The sequence below is a fragment of the Rhodocaloribacter sp. genome (assembly GCF_056451265.1).
This window is the reverse complement of record NZ_JBWOPL010000026.1, coordinates 24,870-45,085: the sequence shown is the minus strand read 5'-3', so window position 1 is coordinate 45,085 and position 20,216 is coordinate 24,870. Positions and strand designations below refer to the sequence as shown.

General features: G+C 65.3%; 15 protein-coding genes and 1 tRNA gene. 11 read left to right on the top strand and 5 right to left on the bottom strand.

Annotated features, from left to right (window positions below; all coding sequences use genetic code 11):
* The first annotated feature begins 28 nt into the window (after window positions 1-28).
* Window positions 29-1,753, top strand: coding sequence for a thiamine pyrophosphate-binding protein (locus AC1HIY_RS03845; RefSeq protein ID WP_479575407.1), 1,725 nt, complete (start codon window positions 29-31; stop codon window positions 1,751-1,753).
* Between the two features lie 49 nt (window positions 1,754-1,802).
* On the opposite strand, the gene AC1HIY_RS03840 is transcribed toward AC1HIY_RS03845, so the two are convergent.
* Window positions 1,803-2,750 carry a DUF1684 domain-containing protein gene (locus tag AC1HIY_RS03840; RefSeq protein ID WP_479575387.1) on the bottom strand — a complete coding sequence of 316 codons (948 nt, stop codon included), beginning with the start codon at window positions 2,748-2,750 and terminating at the stop codon, window positions 1,803-1,805.
* 241 nt (window positions 2,751-2,991) lie between these two features.
* On the opposite strand from AC1HIY_RS03840, the gene AC1HIY_RS03835 reads away from it, so the two are divergent.
* The 10 genes from AC1HIY_RS03835 (at window position 2,992) to AC1HIY_RS03790 (ending at window position 12,486) form a co-directional block, all read left to right on the top strand.
* Window positions 2,992-4,476, top strand: a complete 1,485-nt coding sequence (locus AC1HIY_RS03835; protein ID WP_479575386.1) for a sigma-54-dependent transcriptional regulator — start codon at window positions 2,992-2,994, stop codon at window positions 4,474-4,476.
* Window positions 4,477-4,552: 76 nt separating this feature from the next.
* On the top strand, window positions 4,553-5,368 hold the full coding sequence (locus AC1HIY_RS03830; protein WP_479575385.1) for an EcsC family protein: 816 nt from the start codon (window positions 4,553-4,555) through the stop codon (window positions 5,366-5,368).
* Window positions 5,369-5,559: 191 nt separating this feature from the next.
* Window positions 5,560-6,864, top strand: a complete 1,305-nt coding sequence (der, locus tag AC1HIY_RS03825) for a ribosome biogenesis GTPase Der (RefSeq protein WP_479575384.1) — start codon at window positions 5,560-5,562, stop codon at window positions 6,862-6,864.
* A 223-nt stretch (window positions 6,865-7,087) separates the two neighbouring features.
* The gene (locus AC1HIY_RS03820) at window positions 7,088-7,735 is read left to right on the top strand and encodes a NuoI/complex I 23 kDa subunit family protein (protein WP_479575383.1); all 648 of its coding nucleotides are present in this window, start codon (window positions 7,088-7,090) and stop codon (window positions 7,733-7,735) included.
* A gap of 25 nt (window positions 7,736-7,760) precedes the next feature.
* Window positions 7,761-8,282: a DinB family protein gene (locus AC1HIY_RS03815; protein WP_479575382.1), complete on the top strand. Its 522-nt coding sequence runs from the start codon at window positions 7,761-7,763 to the stop codon at window positions 8,280-8,282.
* Window positions 8,283-8,531: 249 nt separating this feature from the next.
* The gene (holA, locus tag AC1HIY_RS03810) at window positions 8,532-9,578 is read left to right on the top strand and encodes a DNA polymerase III subunit delta (RefSeq protein ID WP_479575381.1); all 1,047 of its coding nucleotides are present in this window, start codon (window positions 8,532-8,534) and stop codon (window positions 9,576-9,578) included.
* A 180-nt stretch (window positions 9,579-9,758) separates the two neighbouring features.
* Complete coding sequence (locus tag AC1HIY_RS03805; protein WP_479575406.1) at window positions 9,759-10,334, top strand: RNA polymerase sigma factor; 576 nt, start codon at window positions 9,759-9,761, stop codon at window positions 10,332-10,334.
* A 147-nt stretch (window positions 10,335-10,481) separates the two neighbouring features.
* Window positions 10,482-11,108: an anti-sigma factor family protein gene (locus AC1HIY_RS03800; protein ID WP_479575380.1), complete on the top strand. Its 627-nt coding sequence runs from the start codon at window positions 10,482-10,484 to the stop codon at window positions 11,106-11,108.
* 50 nt (window positions 11,109-11,158) lie between these two features.
* Window positions 11,159-11,232 (top strand) — tRNA-Val (locus tag AC1HIY_RS03795).
* Between the two features lie 279 nt (window positions 11,233-11,511).
* Window positions 11,512-12,486, top strand: coding sequence for a methyl-accepting chemotaxis protein (locus AC1HIY_RS03790; RefSeq protein ID WP_479575379.1), 975 nt, complete (start codon window positions 11,512-11,514; stop codon window positions 12,484-12,486).
* A 15-nt stretch (window positions 12,487-12,501) separates the two neighbouring features.
* Here AC1HIY_RS03790 and AC1HIY_RS03785 read toward each other — a convergent pair whose 3' ends face one another.
* From AC1HIY_RS03785 to AC1HIY_RS03770, 4 genes are all read right to left on the bottom strand, one after another.
* Window positions 12,502-14,211, bottom strand: coding sequence for a caspase family protein (locus tag AC1HIY_RS03785; protein WP_479575378.1), 1,710 nt, complete (start codon window positions 14,209-14,211; stop codon window positions 12,502-12,504).
* Between the two features lie 83 nt (window positions 14,212-14,294).
* Window positions 14,295-16,325 carry a caspase family protein gene (locus AC1HIY_RS03780; protein WP_479575377.1) on the bottom strand — a complete coding sequence of 677 codons (2,031 nt, stop codon included), beginning with the start codon at window positions 16,323-16,325 and terminating at the stop codon, window positions 14,295-14,297.
* 75 nt (window positions 16,326-16,400) lie between these two features.
* Entirely contained in the window at window positions 16,401-16,853 is a 453-nt protein-coding gene (locus AC1HIY_RS03775; protein ID WP_479575376.1) for a hypothetical protein, read from the bottom strand.
* 104 nt (window positions 16,854-16,957) lie between these two features.
* The gene (locus AC1HIY_RS03770; protein WP_479575375.1) at window positions 16,958-19,858 is read right to left on the bottom strand and encodes a protein kinase domain-containing protein; all 2,901 of its coding nucleotides are present in this window, start codon (window positions 19,856-19,858) and stop codon (window positions 16,958-16,960) included.
* Window positions 19,859-20,216 lie beyond the last annotated feature (358 nt).

Here is a 20,216-nt window from a genome sequence, read left to right as displayed (position 1 = left end):
GTTCCCCTCACAAATCCCGGAGACGATCATGCACGGCGGCGACCGTATTGCGGAAGTGCTCAAGGCGCAGGGCGTGCCGTTCCTTTTCACCCTGTGCGGCGGCCACATCTCCCCCATCCTCGTGGCGGCCAGGGCGCGCGGCATCCGCGTCGTGGACACGCGGCACGAGGCGACGGCCGTCTTCGCCGCCGACGCCGTGGCTCGCCTCACCGGCGCCCCCGGCGTGGCCGCCGTCACCGCCGGGCCGGGCGTGACGAACACCATCACGGCGGTGAAGAACGCGCAGATGGCGCAATCGCCGGTGGTGCTCCTCGGCGGGGCCGCCCCGACGGCCCTCAAGGGACGGGGCGCGCTTCAGGACATCGACCAGATGGCCCTCTTCACCTCCATCGTGAAATGGTCGAAGGCGGTGACGCGGGTGCGGGACCTCGCGCCCGCCGTGGAGACGGCTTTCCGCAAGGCACAGGAGGGCGTGCCCGGCCCGGTGTTCGTCGAGTGCCCGGTGGACCTGCTCTATGACGAGGCGCTCGTGCGCGGGTGGTACGGCGCCTCGAAGAGCAGCGGCTCGCTCTCGGGGAAGGCGCTCAACGCCTACCTGAAATGGCACGCCGACCGGCTCTTTGCCGGCAGTGAGAAGACGCCGCCGCCCGCGCCCGTGGTCGTGACGCCGCCCGCGCCGGACGAGGGCAAGGTCGCGAAGGTCGCGGCGGCGCTCCGGAAGGCCGAGCGTCCCGTGCTCATCGTCGGCAGCCAGGCCACGCTCGACGTCCCCGAGGTGAAGGCCGTGGCGGCGGCGCTCGAACGGATCGGCGCGCCGGTCTATCTCTCCGGCATGGCGCGCGGGCTCCTCGGCAAACGCCACCCCCTCCACATGCGCCACAAACGCCGTATGGCCCTCAAAGAGGCCGACTTCGTCCTCCTCGCGGGGGCGCCGTGCGACTTCCGCCTCGACTACGGCAACCACATTCGCCGGAGCGCTTTCCTCGCCTCGGCCAACCGGAGCCGCACCGACCTCAACAAGAACCGCCGCCCGAACCTCGGCGTCCTCGGCGATCCCGGCCTTTTCCTCCGTCGCCTCGCCGCACATTTTCCCGAGGCCGACCGGTGGCGCGTGTGGCGCGAGGCCCTCCGCGCCCGCGACGACGCCCGCGACGCCGAGATCCGCGAGCAGGCCGCCCATCCGACCGGGCGCATCAACCCGCTCCGCCTGTGCATGACGCTCGAAGACACCCTCGACGAGCGCGCCCTCCTCATCGGCGACGGCGGCGACTTCGTGGCGACGGCCTCGTACATCACCCGCCCGCCCGGTCCGCTCACGTGGCTCGACCCCGGCGCCTTCGGCACGCTCGGCGTCGGCGCGGGCTTCGCCCTCGGCGCAAAGCTCTGCCGCCCGGACGCCGAAGTGTGGGTCCTCTTCGGCGACGGCGCGCTCGGCTACAGCCTCGCCGAGTTCGACACGTTCGTCCGCCACGACCTGCCCGTGCTCGCGCTCGTGGGCAACGACGCCGGGTGGAGCCAGATCGCTCGCGAACAGGTGGAGGTGCTCAAGGACGACGTGGGCACGGTGCTCGCGCCCACCGACTACCACCGCGTCGCGGCGGGCTTCGGCGCGCAGGGCTACCGCCTCGACCGCGAGGACGCCATCGCCGCCACCCTCGCCGACGCGCGCACGGCGGCCGCCGCCGGACGCCCCGTGCTCGTCAACGCCCTCATCGGCCGCACCGACTTCCGCAAAGGCTCCATCTCGATGTGACGCGGGCGTTCGCGCCTTTGAACGTTCAAACGCCCCAACGTTCAACGCATCAATGCTTCGCGTACGCCTTCTCTCCGGCTTCGACGCGGAGCGCGAGATGGTTCTCGCGCGGGGGGAGCGGGCACGTGGCATACGGCGTGAAGGCGCACGGCGGGTTGTACGCCCGGTTGAAATCGATCACCACGCGGTCGTCGCCGGGAGCGGGTTCGTCCACCTTCAGATAGCGCCCGCCTCCGTAGGTCTCTCGCCCGTTCGTCTCGTCGGCGAAGAGGACGAAGTATTTCGGCTCGTCGCCGTCGCGGATGACGTCGAGGCGGCGCGTGCGGCCGTCTTTCTCGAAGACGAGCGCGCCGGGCGAGGGTTCGTCGAAGATGCGCCCCGTCACGTCGGCAATGGGGATGAGCTTCGGCGGGTCGTATGCTTCGAAGCGCCCCGGCACGCGCCACGCGCGGTCGGGGGGGAAGGTCTCGATGCCGTGGAAGGCGGTGCGCGTGGGACTCTCGCGGTCCTTGACGCGGATGCCGAGGCGGTCGCCCCGGCGGATGACGTGCCATGAGAGCGTGCCGTGCGTGAGGACGGTCGGCTCCGGCTCGGCGTCGGTGGCGAGGGCGGTCTCCGTCACGGGCGCGCCGTCGTGAAGCGCCTCCACGCCCGGCGCGATGCGCACGCGCACGGTGGTGTCGGCCACGAAAAAGACGCCGAGGTGCGCGGGCGCCTTCTCGGGAAAGACGACGTCGTTCGAGGGATCGCTTCCGAAGGAGTTCGCGCCCTCGTGGAGCCAGTGCAAGCCCACGAGCGTGAGCCATCCATCGGGCTGTGTGAGGTCGTCGAGGCGAGCCTCCCGGAAGGCGGCGAGGTCCGCGCGAAAAGCCGCCTCTTCGGCGGGGTCGGCGCTTCCGCCTGCACAACCTGCCGCGAGCATGGCCGCAAGAACGAGGGGCATCCATCGTGAGGATCGGAGCGGGGCGCGCCCGCCGCCGAAGGGCCGTGTGTTCATCGTCTTCCGTGGATCGGTGGGATTTTTCCGCAGAGCCGTCCCCATTAATATCACGAGAAACGCCGTGAAGGTCAACGTTGCCGCCTTCGCGCGCCTCGCCCGGCTGCCCTTCCCCGCCTTAAGAATCCCCGTTTACGGTCGATCCCATTCTGAGACGACTATACCGGCGACGTCCTCGCTGATTCCGCGGCGCTTTCGCAGGCGCGCCCCTCTCCCCCCCTAAAAACCCGAACGGAGCCTCATGAAACACCGGATCTTCGTCGTCGATGACGACCGGCACTACGCCCGCATGTTGAGCTATCGGCTGGATAAAAACCCCGACTATTCGGTCAAGGTCTTCGACAGCGGCGAGGAAGTGCTCCGGCATCTCCCCGGAGACCGGCCCGACCTCATGCTCCTCGACATCATGATGCCGGGGCTCGACGGCATCGAGGTGTTGCGCCGCGTCCGGGCACAGCATCCGGACGTGCACGTGGTCATGGTCTCCGCGCAGGGGGTGATCGACACGGCGGTGGAGGCGATGAAGCTCGGCGCGTACGACTACATCACCAAAGGGCAGGACGACCTCGTCAAGCTCGACCAGGTGGTGCGCAACGTGCTCGAAAAGGTTTCGATGAAGCGGGAGCTCGACACGCTCCGCAGCGAGGTTACGCGGCGATACGGCATGGGCGGCATGATCGGGGAGAGCGCGCCGATGCGGAGGGTCTACAAGCTGATCGAGAAGACGCTCCGGGGCGACATCACCGTGGCCATTCAGGGCGAGAGCGGCACCGGCAAGGAGCTCGTCGCCAGAGCCATTCACTACGGCTCGTCCCGCAAGAAAGGGCCCTTCGTGGTGGTCAACTGCGCGGCCATCCCGCGCGAGTTGATGGAGAGTGAGTTCTTCGGGCACGAGAAGGGCTCGTTCACCGGCGCGCATGCCCGAAAGATCGGCAAGTTCGAGCGCGCGCACGGCGGCACCATCTTCCTCGACGAGATTGGCGAGCTCGACCTCGACCTGCAGGCCAAGCTGCTCCGGGCGCTTCAGGAGGGTGAGCTTCAGCGCGTGGGCGGCAACGAGACCATCGACTTCGACGCCCGCGTCATCTCGGCCACCAACCGGGACATCGTGCAGATGATCCGCGACGGCAAGTTCCGCGAGGACCTGTATTACCGGCTTTTCCAGTTCCCCATTCCGTTGCCGCCGTTGCGCACGCGGGGGCAAGACATTCTCCTTCTGGCAAACTATTTCCTCCGGGAATATGCCAAGGCGCATCCCGAGTTCAAGGGCAAGCGGCTCTCGCCGGAAGCGCGCCGGGCCCTGCTCGACCATTCGTGGCCGGGCAACGTGCGCGAGCTCAAAAGCGCCGTCGAGCGCGCGATCCTTCTCTCCGACGGCGACGACCTCAGCGCTGCCGACCTGATGCTCAACAGCGGCAACGTCATCTCTCCGTGGAGTGAGCGGATGACCCTTGCCGAAGCGGCCGAGCGCAGCTTTGCGCCGGCGCAACCTCGACCCGCTCCCGATAGTACACACGGTGGCGACGGCGAGACCCGGCATGCCGTTTCCGGGATCGTCCTCGGGAACGACAGCGCCGACATCGTCTCGCTCGAAGAATTGAAGCAGCAAGCCGTCGAGCGGGCGTATCGCCTCTGCGAGGGCAACGTGGACCGCGCGGCGGTCGAGCTCGGCATTGGCCGGGCCACCATGTACCGGCTGCTCAAGAAATACCAGCTCATGCATTAGGCGACGGCGTTTCGCACCTCTCGTGCCCCGGGTTTGCGGCGCATCCGGCGAAGCCCGCGCCCCGACACGGATTACCATGCGCCTTACCCCCTACGAACGCGACGTTCAACGCGAAATCGAAAACTGGCAGCACCGGGACTCGTCCTTCGTGATGCAGGCCGTCAACTGGGCCATGCAGCCCGTGGACTGGGTCGTGCGGCAGATCGTCTCCCCGGACCTCGAAGATCAGGCCGGCGCCGCCGTCGAGCAGCTCCTTTCGATGCTCAACGATGCCTCCACGTGGACCTATGACGCCGCCGGCTTGCTCGAGAAGGCGCGTATGGAGGGTCTCGACGTCGAGCGCATCGAAGACCTGCGAGAGGCCGCGCTCGAAACGCTCGACCCGCTGGCGCGCGGCCTCTTCTCGCAACACGCCGTCATGGCCGCCGTCGAGGGCGGCGGCGCGGGGCTGGGCGGCATCGCTTTCATTGCCGCCGACATTCCGTTGCTCTTCACCATCAACCTCCGGCTCATCCAGCAGATCGGCGCGATCTACGGCTTTCCGATGCACGGCCCCGAATACCGACCGCTCGTGCTCTCCATCTTCAACGTCGCCGCCTCGGGCGGGAAGGAAGCCAAAAACGCCGCCCTCCGCGAGGTGAGCGTCGCCGCTGCCGCCGTGGCGAACGAACTGGCGTACAAGGGCCGGGTCAGCGGCACTTTCCGCGACCAGACCCGGCAGTTCCCCCGCGAGATCGCCAAGAACCTCCTCGGGCGCAAGCTCGCGCAGACCATCCCCATCGCAGGCGCGGCCGTCGGCGCGGGCGTCAACTACTGGTTCACCACCGAGACCGCCGAAACCGCCTACATGCTCTTCCGCGCGCTGTACATCGAGCACAAAGAACGGCTCTGACGGGGAATATTGGATGCATTTGCGCCTGTGTGCGGATCAAATGCGCGCGCGCCGGCGTGAACGAAGGGCGGGCGAAATTCGCCCGTTCGCGTGCCTGACCCGACCTCTGCGTGGTTCGGTCGGGCATTTTTGACGCCCATCCTCGGACGCACGTACGGCGACGCCGTGCGACGAACGCAAACTCCTCCGGTATGTCGCTTGTCGCTATCGTAGGCCGGCCCAACGTCGGCAAATCCACCTTCTTCAACCGGCTCACCGAGTCCCGCCACGCCATCGTGCACGACGAACCCGGCGTGACGCGCGACCGCGTGTACGGAGAAGCCGTGTGGAACGGCCGCACCTTCGAGGTGGTCGACACCGGCGGCTTCGTGTCGCGCTCGGCGGACCGTTTCGAGGCGGCCATCCGCGAGCAGGTTCACATCGCCCTCGAAGAAGCCGACCTCATCCTCTTCGTCGTCGACGTGACCACGGGCGTCACCGACCTCGATGAGGAGATGGCCGCGCTCCTCCGCAAATCCGACAAGCCCGTCCTCGTGCTCGCCAACAAGGCCGACAACGACCGGAGGCGCTGGGAAGCCGCCGCCTTCTACCAACTCGGCCTCGGCGAGGTCTACCCCGTCAGCTCCATCAACGGCTCCGGCACCGGCGACCTGCTCGACGCCGTCGTGACGGCCCTTCCGCCGGAGGAAAAGGTCGAGGAAGACGACGACCGCGTCCGCATCGCGCTCATCGGGCGGCCCAACGTCGGCAAGTCGTCGCTGACGAACGCGCTGCTCGGGCGCGACCGGTCCATCGTCACCGAGATCGGCGGCACCACGCGCGATGCCGTCGACGCCGCCTTTAAATATCAGGGGGAAGAGATCGTCCTCGTCGATACGGCGGGGTTGCGCAAGCGCAAGCGCATCCGGGAGAACGTCGAGTTTTACGCGCACCTCCGCACCGAACGCGCCATCCAGAGCTGCGACGTCGCCGTGCTCCTGCTCGACGCCACACAGGGCCTCGAGGCCCAGGACATCCGCGTGCTGCGGGAGGCCGAACAGATGAAGAAAGGCCTCGTCGTCGCCATCAACAAATGGGATCTCATCGAGAAGGACACGCACACGGCGCGGCAGTTCGAGAAGCTGGTGCACGAGCGGCTCAAAACGCTCGACTACGTCCCCGTCATCACCATCTCGGCCGTCACCAAACAGCGCATCTTCAAACTGCTCGACACGGTCCTCGCAGTGGCGCAGGAGCGCAAGCGGCGCATCCCCACGAGCGAGCTCAACGAGGTGATCCAGACCGCCATCGCCCGCCACCACCCGCCGACGTATCGCAACCAGTACGTCAAGATCAAATATGCCACCCAGGTCCGCGTCGATCCGCCGGTGTTCAGCTTCTTCTGCAACTATCCCCAGGGCATCCGGGAGCCCTACCGGCGCTATCTCGAAAACCAGCTCCGCGCCGCATTCGGCTTCACCGGCGTCCCGTTAACCATCGTTTTCAAACGCAAATAATCCTGCCAACGAAGGTTGACACCCGCGTCTCCTTTCCGGGACGACGCGAGACGACCCCACCGATCCCGTCTCTTTTTTCCGGCACAAAACGGACTTCTTCCCGTTTTCAAGAATTTTTGAAAATACCACATTTTTCAACAGGTCTTATCATCCGCCGTCGCCCATGGACGCCGGAAAAGCATTATCTTGAGGTCTGCTTGAGTCATTCAACCGAATCGCGCATATGCCCGGAATTCCCGCCAACACCGGCAAACCCAACGAGCGGAAGTTCAACTTCTGGGAGCGGATCTACCTCCCGGAAGCCTTGAAGGGACTCGGCTATTCGTTTCGCAAGATGACGAAAGAGCCGATGTACACGTTTCAGTATCCGGAAGAGCAGTGGTATCCACCGGACAACTACCGGGGGCGTCCGGTGCTGGTGGAAGAGGACGGGCGCCCGCGGTGCGTCTCGTGCAACCTGTGCGCCCGCGCCTGTCCCCCGATGGCCATCTCCATGCAGTCGCACGAGATCGACGGGCCGAAGGAGCGCGAGCCGGAGTGGTTCGAGATCAATATGCTCCGGTGCATCTACTGCGGTTTTTGCGAGGAGGTGTGCCCGGAGGAAGCCATCGTCATGTCGAAGGAATACGACCTGACGTTCCAGAGTCGCGACGAGGCCATCTTCGGGCTGGAACGCCTGTTGATGCCCGCCGAACGCCTCCGGGACCGGCTGGATTATCTGGAGGCGCAGCGCAACCGGCAACCCGGGCAGCACTGGGAGTTCCAGCCCGTCAACAACACGCACAGCCTCCGGAACCGCAGTTTTTTGAAATGGCTTGCCGCGCACGACGTGGAAGCGCTCGAAGCGGAGACCGCCGCTCCTTCCGCCTGAGGGTCCACGCCCGGACGAAAAGCCTATGGGAACGGATCGAGACACGTTGCGCGCGGCGCAACTCGATCAGCTTGCCTACCTGATCGATGAGTTGGAGGCGCAGAAGGCCCTCCTCTCTCGGATCCCGGACTGGGCGCTCGAAGGACGCCCGTACGAAGGGGAATGGTCCATCAAGGAGCAGTACGGCGCGCTGGCCGCCGCCGACGCCTCGGTGCACCTGCCTCAACTGCGGCGGATCATAGCGGAAGACACGCCGGCGCTCGAGGCTCCGGACCGGCAGGCGCTGATGACGTCCGAAGCCTGGAACGAGGCCGAGATCGGCGCGCTCCTCGAACGTGTGCAGGCCGCGCGCGCGGCGCTGACGGCGTTTCTCCGCACCCTGACGCCGGAACAGTGGGCGCGCACGGGAAGCGTCGGCGGCGTGCCGCAGGACGTGTACACGTACGTGCACGCCGTCATTCAACACGACGCCGACAGCCTTCGCGCCATCGGCTACCGGCTGCATGAGAGTCACCTGACGGCGCGCGCGAGCGATCTGCCGAAGTGATTCGCCTCCGTAACTTCCGCCGCCCGCTCCCGACGCACGGGAAAGGCGGCGAAAAGAACGCAGGCACTGTTCTTTTCCATTTTTCCATACGAAAAAGGCGCGCGCATCGTTAACGTTAGTGTGGGGCGGGACCGATCCTCGGGATCCGGCTCCAACCGTCTTTGGACAAAAAAGCAACGGTCGTGACATAGGAATGACGCCCGGATGCCTTAACTTAAAAGAACTTTCCGTTTCGACGATACGCTCGCTATGGCGCAAGCCGGTCTGACATACGAAGCTCTGGAGACTGCTTTCCGGCACCGCAACTTCAAACCGCTCTACTTCCTCTATGGAGAAGAGCGGTTTCTGATCGACACGTTGCAGAAGCTTCTGATCGAGCATGCGCTGGCCCCTCATGAGCGCGACTTCAACTTCGACCTCGTTTACGGCGCCGAAACCGACGCCGCCTCCGCGCTGTCGTTGTGCGCCGGTTTCCCGATGATGGCCGAGCGCCGGGTGGTGGTCATCCGCGACTTCGAGAAGCTCAAGGACAACCGCCGTTTCAAAGCCTATGCCGAGCACCCCAACCCTTCGGCGGTGGTCCTCCTCGTCTGCGGCGGCAAGCCGAACCTCTCGGCGCACCCGTACCGGGCGCTTCGGGCGCATGCGGCCTGGGCCGAGTTCAAGCCGCTCTACGAGAAACAGATGCCCGGGTGGATCGACCGGCAGGTGCGCGCCAAGGGGCATCGCATCGAGCCGCGCGCCGCACAGATGCTGGCCGAATACGTGGGCGCGGACCTGCGCGCAGCCGACAGCGAGATCGAGAAATTGATCACGTTCGCCGGAGGTCGCGAGACCCTCACCGGCGAAGACGTGATCGCCGCAACGGGGCAGACACGGGAGCACAACGTGTTCGAGCTCCAGCGCGCCATCGGCGAAGGGCGCTACCCCGACGCCATGCGCATAACGGAACGATTGTTGCGACAAGCTTCTAACAGTAGAGGAGAAGGTCTCATGATCGTTTCCGTACTGACAGCCTACTTCACGAAACTGTGGAAACTGACAGTATGCCAGACCCGCGGCATGAGCGACAAGGCGATGGCCGCGCGTATCGGGGTTTCTCCTTACTTTATAAAAGAGTACCTTTTCAGTCTAAAGCGCTACGGCCCGGGCGCGCTTGAACGGGCCTTTGCCACCCTCCTGGCGGCGGACTACGAACTCAAGGGAGGAGGCAGCCGAAACGAGCGTCTGGTGCTTGATCTGATGATGCGGCGGCTCGTCCGCCGGACCGGATCCGACACAGACGCCCCCGGCTGACACGATGAACCGGAATAAGAAAGGGTGCCTGCACTCTTTACCTGGAAAGCAGGAAGACATATGACGAATACACTCAAGCCCAAGAAGATCGGCAAAAAGACGCTCACCCTGAAAAGCTCGGCGACGGGCCAGACGGGGCAGAGCAATCCGAATAACCGGCACTACGAGACCCTTGCCCAGATGAGCGACGAAGATCTGATGTCGCAGTTTCAGGCGGGCACCGTCGAAGCCTTCGACATTCTCGTGAGCCGGTACAAGGATCCGCTGACGAACTATATTTATCGCTTCCTCGGGGATATGAAGGAATGCGAGGATCTGCTGCAGGAAACGTTCCTGCGGGTCTATCGCAACCGTCACTCGTATCGCCGCATCGCGAAGTACTCGACCTGGCTCTATACCATCGCCGGCAACCTGGCCCGCTCGGAGTATCGCAAGCGCAAACGGCGCCGTCTTTACTCCCTGCAGTCGGTGAACCGCGACGATGAGGAGTACGAGGTCGAAATTCCCGACGAAACCTTTGCGCCGGACAAGCACACCGAGAGCACCATCCAGGATCACTACATCCAGGAAGCGCTCAAGCAGATTCCGGAGGAGTTCCGCGAGGTCGTCGTCCTGCGCGACGTGCAGCAACTGGCCTATGAGGAGATTGCGGAAATCACGGGCCTGCCCATGGGCACGGTCAAGAGCCGCATCAACCGGGGCCGCACCAAGCTCCAGGCCCTGCTCAAGGACATCTACGCGCCTGCGGAAGAATAACACCTTTTGTCAACCTGACTCCAGCCTTCCCAAGGCCGGCGGCCCAGACGCTGCCGGCCTTTTTTTGTTTTTCCCGGGATCCTGGAATGCCTCCGGGCATATGTGGGAAAGGATGCGCCTGCGTGATGAATCGTAATCATCTTGCCTATGTCTCAAAGATACCACGCCGAAAAAGAGGACGGAGCATACGCCTGGCTGGACGAGTTCCTCTGTGAGTACGTAGACGGCACGATGGACCCCGCCGCCCGAATGGCGTTCGAAGAGTACCTCCGCGCCAACGCGCAACTCTGGGAGCACGTTCAACGCCTGTCCCGGGCGCGGCAGATGCTTTGTCGCTATGGGGCGTGCCGCGCGCCTCTCGGCTTCCAGAGCCGCCTGCGCAGCCGCCTCGCCTGCGAGATGGGCAGCGCCCACCACCCGGCGCTGCCCCGCATGGCCGAACGCCTCGGCGTTTATGCGACGTGGGCCTCCGCCATGATCGTCATGCTCATCGTCGGCATGCTGGCCGGAGCCACCCTCCTCTCCGAAGCCCCCCACCCCCGGAATACCGCCGAAGCCACCCTCTTTCCGGCACACAACACCACGCTTGCGGCCCGTCCCCGCACGATGACGCCTTTGTGGTGGGCCCGAGATGCTCAGGTTCGCCTGGCCCTTTCCGGCCCGGCGACGCCGCTCCCGGCTTACGCCCGGCCCGGCGGCTTCATGAACTACCCCGACCATCCCGATACCGCACAGGCCATGTCCATTATGCAAAGAAGCAATGGAGCGCCTTGACTTTCGCCGCCGCCTGCCGTATCGTTCCGCCCGCTTTCTTCCTATGACGAGGGCCCGTAGCTCAGCGGTTTAGAGCGCTCGCCTCACACGCGAGAGGTCACAGGTTCGAATCCCGTCGGGCCCACATGTAGTCCTTGCAAACGTTGTTTGCAAGGACTTTTTTTATTCTGTCCCGGCTCTCCCATCTGCCTCGAGTTTTGAAAAGCCGGTTAAGACATCCGGAGCCTGGTCGATTAATCCTATGCAGATAAGCCTCAAAAAATTAAAATTTTGACCTTTGTAGTTCTGACGTATGCATGGTTTAGCTTCCGATCGTGCGCATGCCCCACACCGGGATTCGCACGATCAATTATTGACACGCATCCGCGAATCTCTGATCACCTCTTCTCACGCACAGGCGGAGATGCTCGACGAAACGGCGCGCCAGCTTCGCACGCTCAACGAGACCGTTTCGGAAAATCTTTCGATGCTGAAAGATGCCTTTGTGCTGACGGAACAAGCATTGAGCATCTCGGCGAAAGGCGCCGCAAACATTCACCGGCTCTCAGAGTCGGTCGAGACCCTTCATGGGATCAACGACAGTCTACATCAGGCCGTGACCATCTTGCAGGAGATCCGGGAGAAATCCGGCGTCATCCACGACATTGCCCGAAAATCGAACATCGTCTCCATCAATGCCACGATTGAGGCCATGCGGGCAGGTCTGGAGGGACGCGCCTTCGGCGTGGTGGCCGAGGCGGTGGCGGATCTGGCGCGGCAAAGCGGGCAGGCTGCTCTGGATATCAGCGAGAGCGTTGCGCACGGGCTGACGACCATGCAGCAAATCGCCAAAGAAACACGGGAGCACCTCAGCCAAAACCAGGAAGTCTCACAGGCGGCTTCTTCTGCCTTCAACGAATTGTCGAACGGAATCGCGGGCATCTCCTCTCAACTTCAAACCCTCGTCACTTCATCGATGGGGCAACACGAGGATACGGCCCGGCTTACCCGTTCCGTACGCCGACGCAGCGAGGAAGGGGGGCGCATTACGTCCGATCTCATCGGCCTCATCACCGGCGTTCACGTCGTTGACCTTTCCCCCGGAGACGTGATCCATCAACTCGACTCTTTCACCATCATCGACGTGCGCACCCCCGAAGAGCACGCGCAGGAGTATGCGCCTTTGCCCAACGCGCTGTGCCATCCCATCGGCGAGGACTTGCCCGCGCGCCTGGAGTCTTTGCCCCGAGAGGACGCCTATCTGTTCGTATGCCGCTCCGGGGGACGCTCTACTCGGGCCGCACGCCTTGCCCAGCAGATGGGCTTCCGGCAGGTCTTCAACCTGGCGGGAGGCATGCAACGCATGGCCGAAGAAGGCTATACGAAGAAGCTCGCGTAAGCGCCGCACCGCCGCTTACCGTCGGTGCACGAAGATGAACTCCCCGCCCTCGTCGCCCGTGTTGTGCACGACGCCGAACTGCGGGACCTGAGAGAGCGGGCTGTTGTTGATCACCGGCTCGCGGAGGGTGTCGAAGAGGCGCCGCGCCGTCAGGAAAGGCGCGCGGTTCTCCCGTAAGGTCTTGATCAGATAGCGCACGAACACACTTTTGTCCGGCACCACGTTCAGCGTTCCGCTCGTCATCGCCTTGCGGCTGGGAATCCGGAACAGTTCCTCGATGGCCCGGTCGGCGCCGGTGAAGGCTTGCCGTGTTTTGAAGATCCCGCCGCTGAAGCACGCATCGGAGATGAGCAGGGTGTGCCGGGTCTGAATGCCGTTGATGTAATCGCGGATGGTGCCGTTCGAGAGCCAGTTCGCCCGAAAGCCCTTTTCGGCGTCCGCCGGCAGCCAGAAGCCCTGCTTCATCCGCTCGTCCCAGTACCCGTGCCCGGCATAGAAGACCAGCAGGTTGTCCTCCGGCTTGACCTGATCCACCAGCCGATCCAGCGCATTGGTGATCTCCGCCTTCGAGGGATCGCGGAGGAAGATCACGTTCTGCGGATCGAAGGTATAGTTCTCCGTCAGCGTCCGGATGACGTTTTGGGCATCCTGCACGGGAAACGTCAGGTCCTCGATGGTCGCTCCGGAATACTTTTCGACGGCGATGACGAGCGCAAAATAGCGGCCCGCCTCCGAAGCCTCGGACGTCTCCGTGTTCGCAGGCGTGCCGAAGTCCCGGTTTGCGCCGGCCTCACCCGCAAGGCCGCCAGCCGGCGCCGGCGTGGGAGGGCGACTGACGGACACGTTCCGATAGGCGATCCGCGTGTGTTCGAGCTCGTCGTTTCCGAAGACGACGAAGCCCACATGCCCCTTGCGCTCGAAAGCGGCGCCTTCGAGCGAGGCGCGCACCATCACCCGCCCATCCACCGCCACCGTGACGGCGGCATCGGTCAGCGCGACGGTATACCGTTGCGTTTGCCCCGCTTGCACGATTTGCTCCGACGGCTCGTAATAAAGCTCCGTGTCGAGCCAATTCCCGTAAAAGCCGGTTCGGAACCAGAAATCCTGATCGCTCGGCGAAACGCGGATGGTGAGCGCGTCCGGCCCCGGCGCACCCCACGGAACCCGGTTGTGTGAGAACGCGAGGATCAGTTCCTGCCCCGCCGTCTCCAGAAGCGCGTCGAAGCTGAGCAAAAAAGTATTCGAGCTGTTGAGATCGTAGACCTCCTCGGCGCTCCAGACGGTGATCGGGCGATACGGAAGCGAAAAGCCGTCTTTGAAGACCTGGAGGCCCGGCTCCTCACGGTCGGGCGAAAAGTCGGCGGGACCGAGCGGTTTTTGCCCGGCGTCATAGACGGTGTAATATTGCCGAGCGTCGGCGTTTGCCACATAGACCCCGAGCACGCGCCCGGCTTTCTTGAAGCGCCAGGCGTGCGTTTCATAGGTGCCCTGCTCCCAGGTGATCCCGGGTTCGAGCGCGCCGTAATGCTGCTCCTGCCCCTCGAAGTCGATCCAGTAGACCTCCACCGGGGTCTCGGTGGCGTTTAAGAAGGTGATCGTGACGGGGGTCTCGCTGGAGATCGAGCGCACCTGCGCGAAAACGGAGGGGGCCCACAGCGCCGCACACACGAGGAACAGGCCGAGCGCCCGGGTCGCCGCGCGTCGTCGAATCGAGAGAGAGAACATGGCTCGTACCTTTGCTTTGATGAATGACGACGCGATCCTTTCGTACGTGTATCGACCGGTTCCGGCATACCGGCCCGTCCCGCTCATTTTCGGTGGACGACGTACGCCTGCTGGGTGGTGTACCACGCGCCCGCCTCCTGCGGCGTGAAGTCGCGGGTGGCGCCTCCGGTTGCCTGCAAGATCAACTGCGCGAGCGGATCGTCCGCGCCGCCCCGGATGCCGCCCTGCATGAGACTGCTCAGGTCGATGGGGGTCGTAGTCGCGAAGACCTTGATGATGTCCTTCGTGTAGGGGCGCGTCCGGCCCGGTATCTGGAGGTTCGAGATGCGGATCTCCCGGCTTCTCGTTCCGGCCTTGAGCCGCTCGCCCGCGCCCGGCGGCCACGGATAGAACGGCTGTATGGCTCCCGTCGAGAAGAGGGCGATCCCCGTGATGAAGAGGTCCTCATCGGACCGGTTCTCGAACGCATACCACAGATCGGCTCCTTCGACGGCCTCGTTCCGGGGCAGGTCCGCGTCGGCGTCCGGGTTCTCGATGCGCAGGTGAAGCGCCACCCGTTCTTCCGGCGCGGCATCGTCGAGCGCGAGCACGTTGAACCATTTCGCCCATTGCCCCACCTGTTTCACAAGATGTTCCAGGGCTTCCGGCTCATCGACCGGGACCGGTTCGGAAAAGACGATCTCGTTCTGCCGGAGATGCACGTTTCCGTCGCGCTCATACAGACGCAGGTCGAAATCCTCACTGCCTTCCGGCACGGCTTCGATGTGGCTCAAGCCGTCGAGCGAGTCCTTGAGCGCCTTCAGGAGCGGCGAGGCGGCGAGGCCTTCGTACCGGAGTTTCATCCGGAGATCGGGATAGACGTGCGCCCGTTCGACCGCCCGCGCCGCCTCCGGCACCGGCCCACCCGAGCGCACCTCGGCCTCCGACGTAAACGGCCCCACGTGCGTCACCCGCACCCGCGCCAGCGCGCGGTTCGGCTCCGAGAAGCGCTTCACGCCCGGCGCGTAGACCTCGAAGACGGAGCCCGCCGTCATGCCATGGACCTGCCCCGCCTTCAGCACGACGCGCCCGCCCTCGCCCGGAGCGGCCCGCACGTACGGCTCGGCCAGTCGCGCCTCACGGCTGAAAACGTAATGATCGGACGAGGTGCCTTCGAGCTGGGGCTGCTGGTTGGCGAAGACCGTGTTCACACGTCCCTGCACGACGTCGCGCAGATCGGTGTAGGTCATCGAGGAGTCGGCTTCGTTGAGCGTTTCGGTGAGAAAATAGGTCATCGCCCCGAAGGCCTTCCCGTCTTTTTTGAACTCCTTCGACTGCTGATCGGCGCGCGCGCCGGAGAGGAGGACGTAGTTCATGCCGGGGGCGGCGAGGCCGTCGGCGGCGGGCGTCCCCCGCGATCTGCTCGGCGGCGTCGGGTGGAGCAGGCTGTCGCGCACGACGCGGCGGGAACGACCGCCTTCGAGGTCGCGGGAGGCCGTGCCGGAATAGCAGCTGTCGAGAATGAGCGTCACGAACGCGCCCGGCGGAAGTTTGCCCAGACGCTCGTTGATCTCGTCGTCGCGGATGTCGCGCGCGCCGGCGCGGTCGCTGTCCACCGGCACGATGGTCTCGTCGATGCCGTCGAGCTCATCCCCGTTCTGATCGTCGAGGCGGGAGCCGTGGCCGCTGTAATGGAACACGACGATGTCGCCCGGCTGCGCGACGCTCGCCAGCCGGTCGAGCTCAGCCAGGATGCGCGCGCGGGTGGCCGCCTCGTTGAGGAGCACCGTCACGTGCTCCGGCGGAAAATCGAACCGCGTGGTGAGCAACGCCCGCATCCGCTCCACGTCGTTGACGGCCCCTTCGAGTTGAGAGAATCTGGTGAGGTTGGGATACGTGTTGATGCCCACGAGCAAGGCCCACTCCGTAGGAGCCTCTCCCGGCGGGCGTCCCCGGGCGGCTCCCGATGGGCCCGCCGTCGCGCGTGCGCTCACCGTCGCCGCCACGGACGAGGATCCCCCGACGGATTCGCCGGCGGGCGTTCCTTCGCTTCCGCCGCAGGCGAGCACGCCTGCCCCCAGACAACCCATGGCCACGGCGCGGCGCGCCCGGAAAAAGAGCCTTCGTATGTTCATTGCCTTCCCCATAAAAGGAGAAACGACGGAGCGGCCCGCAAAGGACCACTCCGTGATCTCCGGTTCTTTTCCCGCTCACGGGCCGGTGGTGCCGCTGCCCTCGCCGCCGCGCGCGCCCCGGCACTCCGAAGCCAGGTCGCCCATGATGGCGACGTACGCGAACGAGACGTGCACCGCGCTCGGCTGCACCGTCAGGTCCACCGCGCCGCCGTTCGGGATTTCAAAGCGTTCCCCGCCGAAGACCGATGCCGGGTCCACACAGAGCACCACGTCCTGCCCGTCGGCCTGAAAAGTGACCACCTGTCCGGGGTCGGGGGAGATGGGGTCCGGCGAGAAGGAGCCGTCGGCGGCAATGGTGACGACCACCGGCCCCTCCGAGGCGCCTGCCGAGGGGTCCTCCACCGCCTGGAGCTCGGGAGAAGGAGCCGTCTGGGAAGCCGCCGTGTCGGGCTCGCCGCTCCGGGCACAGGCCGCCACGAGCACGAGTGAGAACAGCAGGAGGAGGGATCTTCTTTGAAACAGGATCATGATGCGTTCCGGTCTGCCGGGCCTCCGCCGTATGCGGCGATGCGACCCGAGGTTCGAGAAGGTAAATGGAGGGTGAGGGATGGCGACTGTTTTCCGGGTGACGTCTATTCCCGGCCGGGGGAGGAGGCATGCTGCTCCGCCAGCCGCTGGTATCGTGGGGTCTGTCGAAGGTCGTCGAGCCAGGCAGAGAAGGCCAGCACCGCCGGGCTGTAGCCTTCGCGGAGCGCCGCTTCGATGTACGGCCATGCGCGGGCGCGCTCGCCCATGATTTCGTAGGCTTTCCCGATGGAGAGCAGCGTTTCGGCGGGAAGATCCGGCACGGCGAGCAGGCGGCCGATGACGGCGTGGGCGGAGTCCCGCGCGCCGAGACGCGCATAATCGGCGGCGAGGAAGCCGAGCGTCTCGGCATCGTGCGCGTTGACTTCCAGCCGTTCGAGGGCCAGCGTTGCCGCGCGCCGCCAGGCCCGGCGGGCCGCCTCGGCGTCTGCGGACCAGTAAGCGGCGTCGCCCAGATCGCGCCACGCGGCATAATCGGTCTCCCGCAAGGCGACGGCGCGCTCGTACGTGCGCGCCGCCTCGGCGAAGCGATCCTGCGAATAATAGACGCCCGCCAGATTAAGGTAGGCGACGCTCGTGGCGCGCGCAGCCTTCGGATTGACCCGCGTCGCCTGCTCGTACCACGCGATGGCCTCGTCCAGCCGCCCCAGGCGGTTGTATTGCACCCCCACGTTGTTGTAGCCCCACGGGTTGTCGGGCTGAAGCGCGATGACCTCCTCGAAGCGGGGGATGGCCTCCGCATGGCGACCCATGCGATGATAGAATTGCCCCAGCGAATTGTGATAGAGCCAGTATGAGGGCTTCAGGGCTATCGCCCTCCGATAGCTCTCCTCGGCCTTGTCCCGTTTGTCCTGCCGGGCGTATACCTGTCCGAGTTCGTGATAGGCCGCAGCGTTGTTCGGCTCCAGCGCGAGCGCGCGAAGATACGCCAGTTCCGCCTTCTCATAGCGCCCCGTCTCATAATAAATCATGCCGAGCGTGATGTGGACCGGCGCGAGTTCATCGTCGAGGGCCACGGCTCGTTCGCCGTTCCGGACGGCGAGCGCCACCAGAGGCGGGTCGTTCTTCGTCTGATATTTGCGGAGAAAGGCTTCCCCGAGTCCGGCGTACGCCAGAGCATACGCCGAGTCCTCCCTGACGGCCAGATCGAACAGGCTGATGGCCGCGTCGAGGTTGCTCTCGTCTTCGAAGTGCTGCAGGTAGCCGAGCGCCTGTGTATAAAAATCATAGGCCACGGGAAAGGCGGTCCGGCCGGCCATCAACGCCCTCTCGGCGGCGGGCTTCAGTTCTACCTCCAGCAGGCCCGCCAGCGTCACCACGACGCCGTCCTGGAGATCCGCGATGTCCATCAGAGGCGTGTCGAGCTGGCGACTCGCCAGCACCCGTTCCGCCTTCGGGTCGACCAGCTGGAGGGTGATGCGCACGCCGCGCTCCGAGCGCTGGACGCTGCCGGAGACGACGAGGTTGACGCCGAAGCGCTCCGAGGCGGCCGCGGTGCCCAGCATCCCCGCCTGCAGCACGTCGCGGGCGGGGACGACCGAGAGCGCCTCCTGAAACTGCTCCAGTTCGGTGAGCTTGCTCGTCACGGTATAGACGAGCCCGTCGATGAAGGCCTGGTTGGCCGGATCGCCGCCGACGTTGTCGAACGGGAGCACGGCCAGGAAGCGTTGCGCGGGCATGGCCGGGCCGCCGAGTCCCGGGATCGCCTGCCGGAGCCAGGGCGACGCCAGCGCCAGCGCCGCCAGAAGCACGGCCACGCCGATCCCCCCACGCAGCCGCCGCCCCGAGCGCGTCGCAGGCGTCGCCGTCGGGGAGCCGCTGCGCAGGCCGGAACGCCGCTCGCCTATCGAAGGCCAGGCGCTCCGATCCCCTTCCGAAGCGCCCTGCCGGAGCACGCTCAGGTCTGCCAGCACATCGACCAGAGCCGTGTACCGGTGCGCGCGATCCTTCTCCAGACACATCATCACGAGGTGTTCCAGTTCCTCCGGCAAGGCCGGGTTCACCGAACGCATGGGAGGCGGGTCTTCGTTCAGAATCGCATAGATGACCGCCTGATCGTACGCGCCCTTGAACGGGCGCTCGCCCGTGAACATTTCGTAGAGCACCACCCCGAGCGCCCAGATGTCGGTGCGGTGATCGACCACCTCGCCGCGCGCCTGTTCGGGGCTCATGTAGGCGACGGTCCCCATCGTCGTGCCGGTCCGCGTCAGCGCGACGTCCTGCACCTTGGCCAGCCCGAAGTCGACAATCTTCACGAGGCCGTCCGCCTCGGTGGGGCCCGGGGCGCGCACGATGATGTTCGCCGGCTTGACGTCCCGGTGCACGATGCCGTGCGCGTGCGCCGCCGCCAGCCCGCGCGCGATCTGCACGGCATAATCGAGCGCTTCGTCGAGCGGCAACGGCCCGCGCGCGATCTTCTCCCGAAGGGTCTCCCCTTCGTAGAGGGTCATCGCGATGTACAGATGCCCGTCCGCCTCGCCGACCTCGTGGATGGCGCCGACGTTGGGATGGTCGAGCACGGCGGCGGCGTGCGCCTCGTGCAGGAAACGCGTCTTGGCCTGCGCATCGCCGCTCATGTACGAGGTCAGAAACTTGAGCGCGACGGTGCGCCCGAGCTTCGTGTCATAGGCACGATAGACCTCGCCCATGCCGCCGCCTCCGAGCCGTTCGCGCACCTCGTACCGGGCGATGCGCTGGCCCGTCCGCAGCCCCGAGCCGGACGCCTCCGGAGCCTGCGGCGGCAACGACGGCAACGGACGGAGATCACGGAGGAACGCGCTCGCGTGCACGTACGCCTCCAGCAACTGCTCCACCTCTTCACGAAGGGCCGAGTCCTCACCGGAAGCCTCGGCGAGCCGGGCCGCGCGCGCCTCCGGATCCAGGTCAACGACCTCATGGAAGAGGCGCTGCACCCGTTCCCACCGCTCCGGCGACAGAGATGCCTTCATGATGCGTCGGTCTGATCACCCACGGCAACGACGACCCTCACAGCCAATGGGCCGAACCCTTCGGGTGTGCGAGGCGACGTCAACGATGGACTCGCGTGAAAAAAGATCTGCTCTCCGGACGATCCCCGCAGGGGCCGGGACCACAACCAGACCGGTTTCGCCTTCCTCTGGGTGCGATGTGGCGACCGCACGCTCGCTCCTAACATAACCATACAAACCATTGTTTCACAATACCGGGCGCTTCGAAACGTCCGTTCCGGAAGCAGGAACCGACTTCCGGAGACCCGCTCTTGCTTTTCTCGATGCCTGTTCTCATTCTGTCGCATACCGCCCCGGGCACACCGGCTCCCGAACCGGT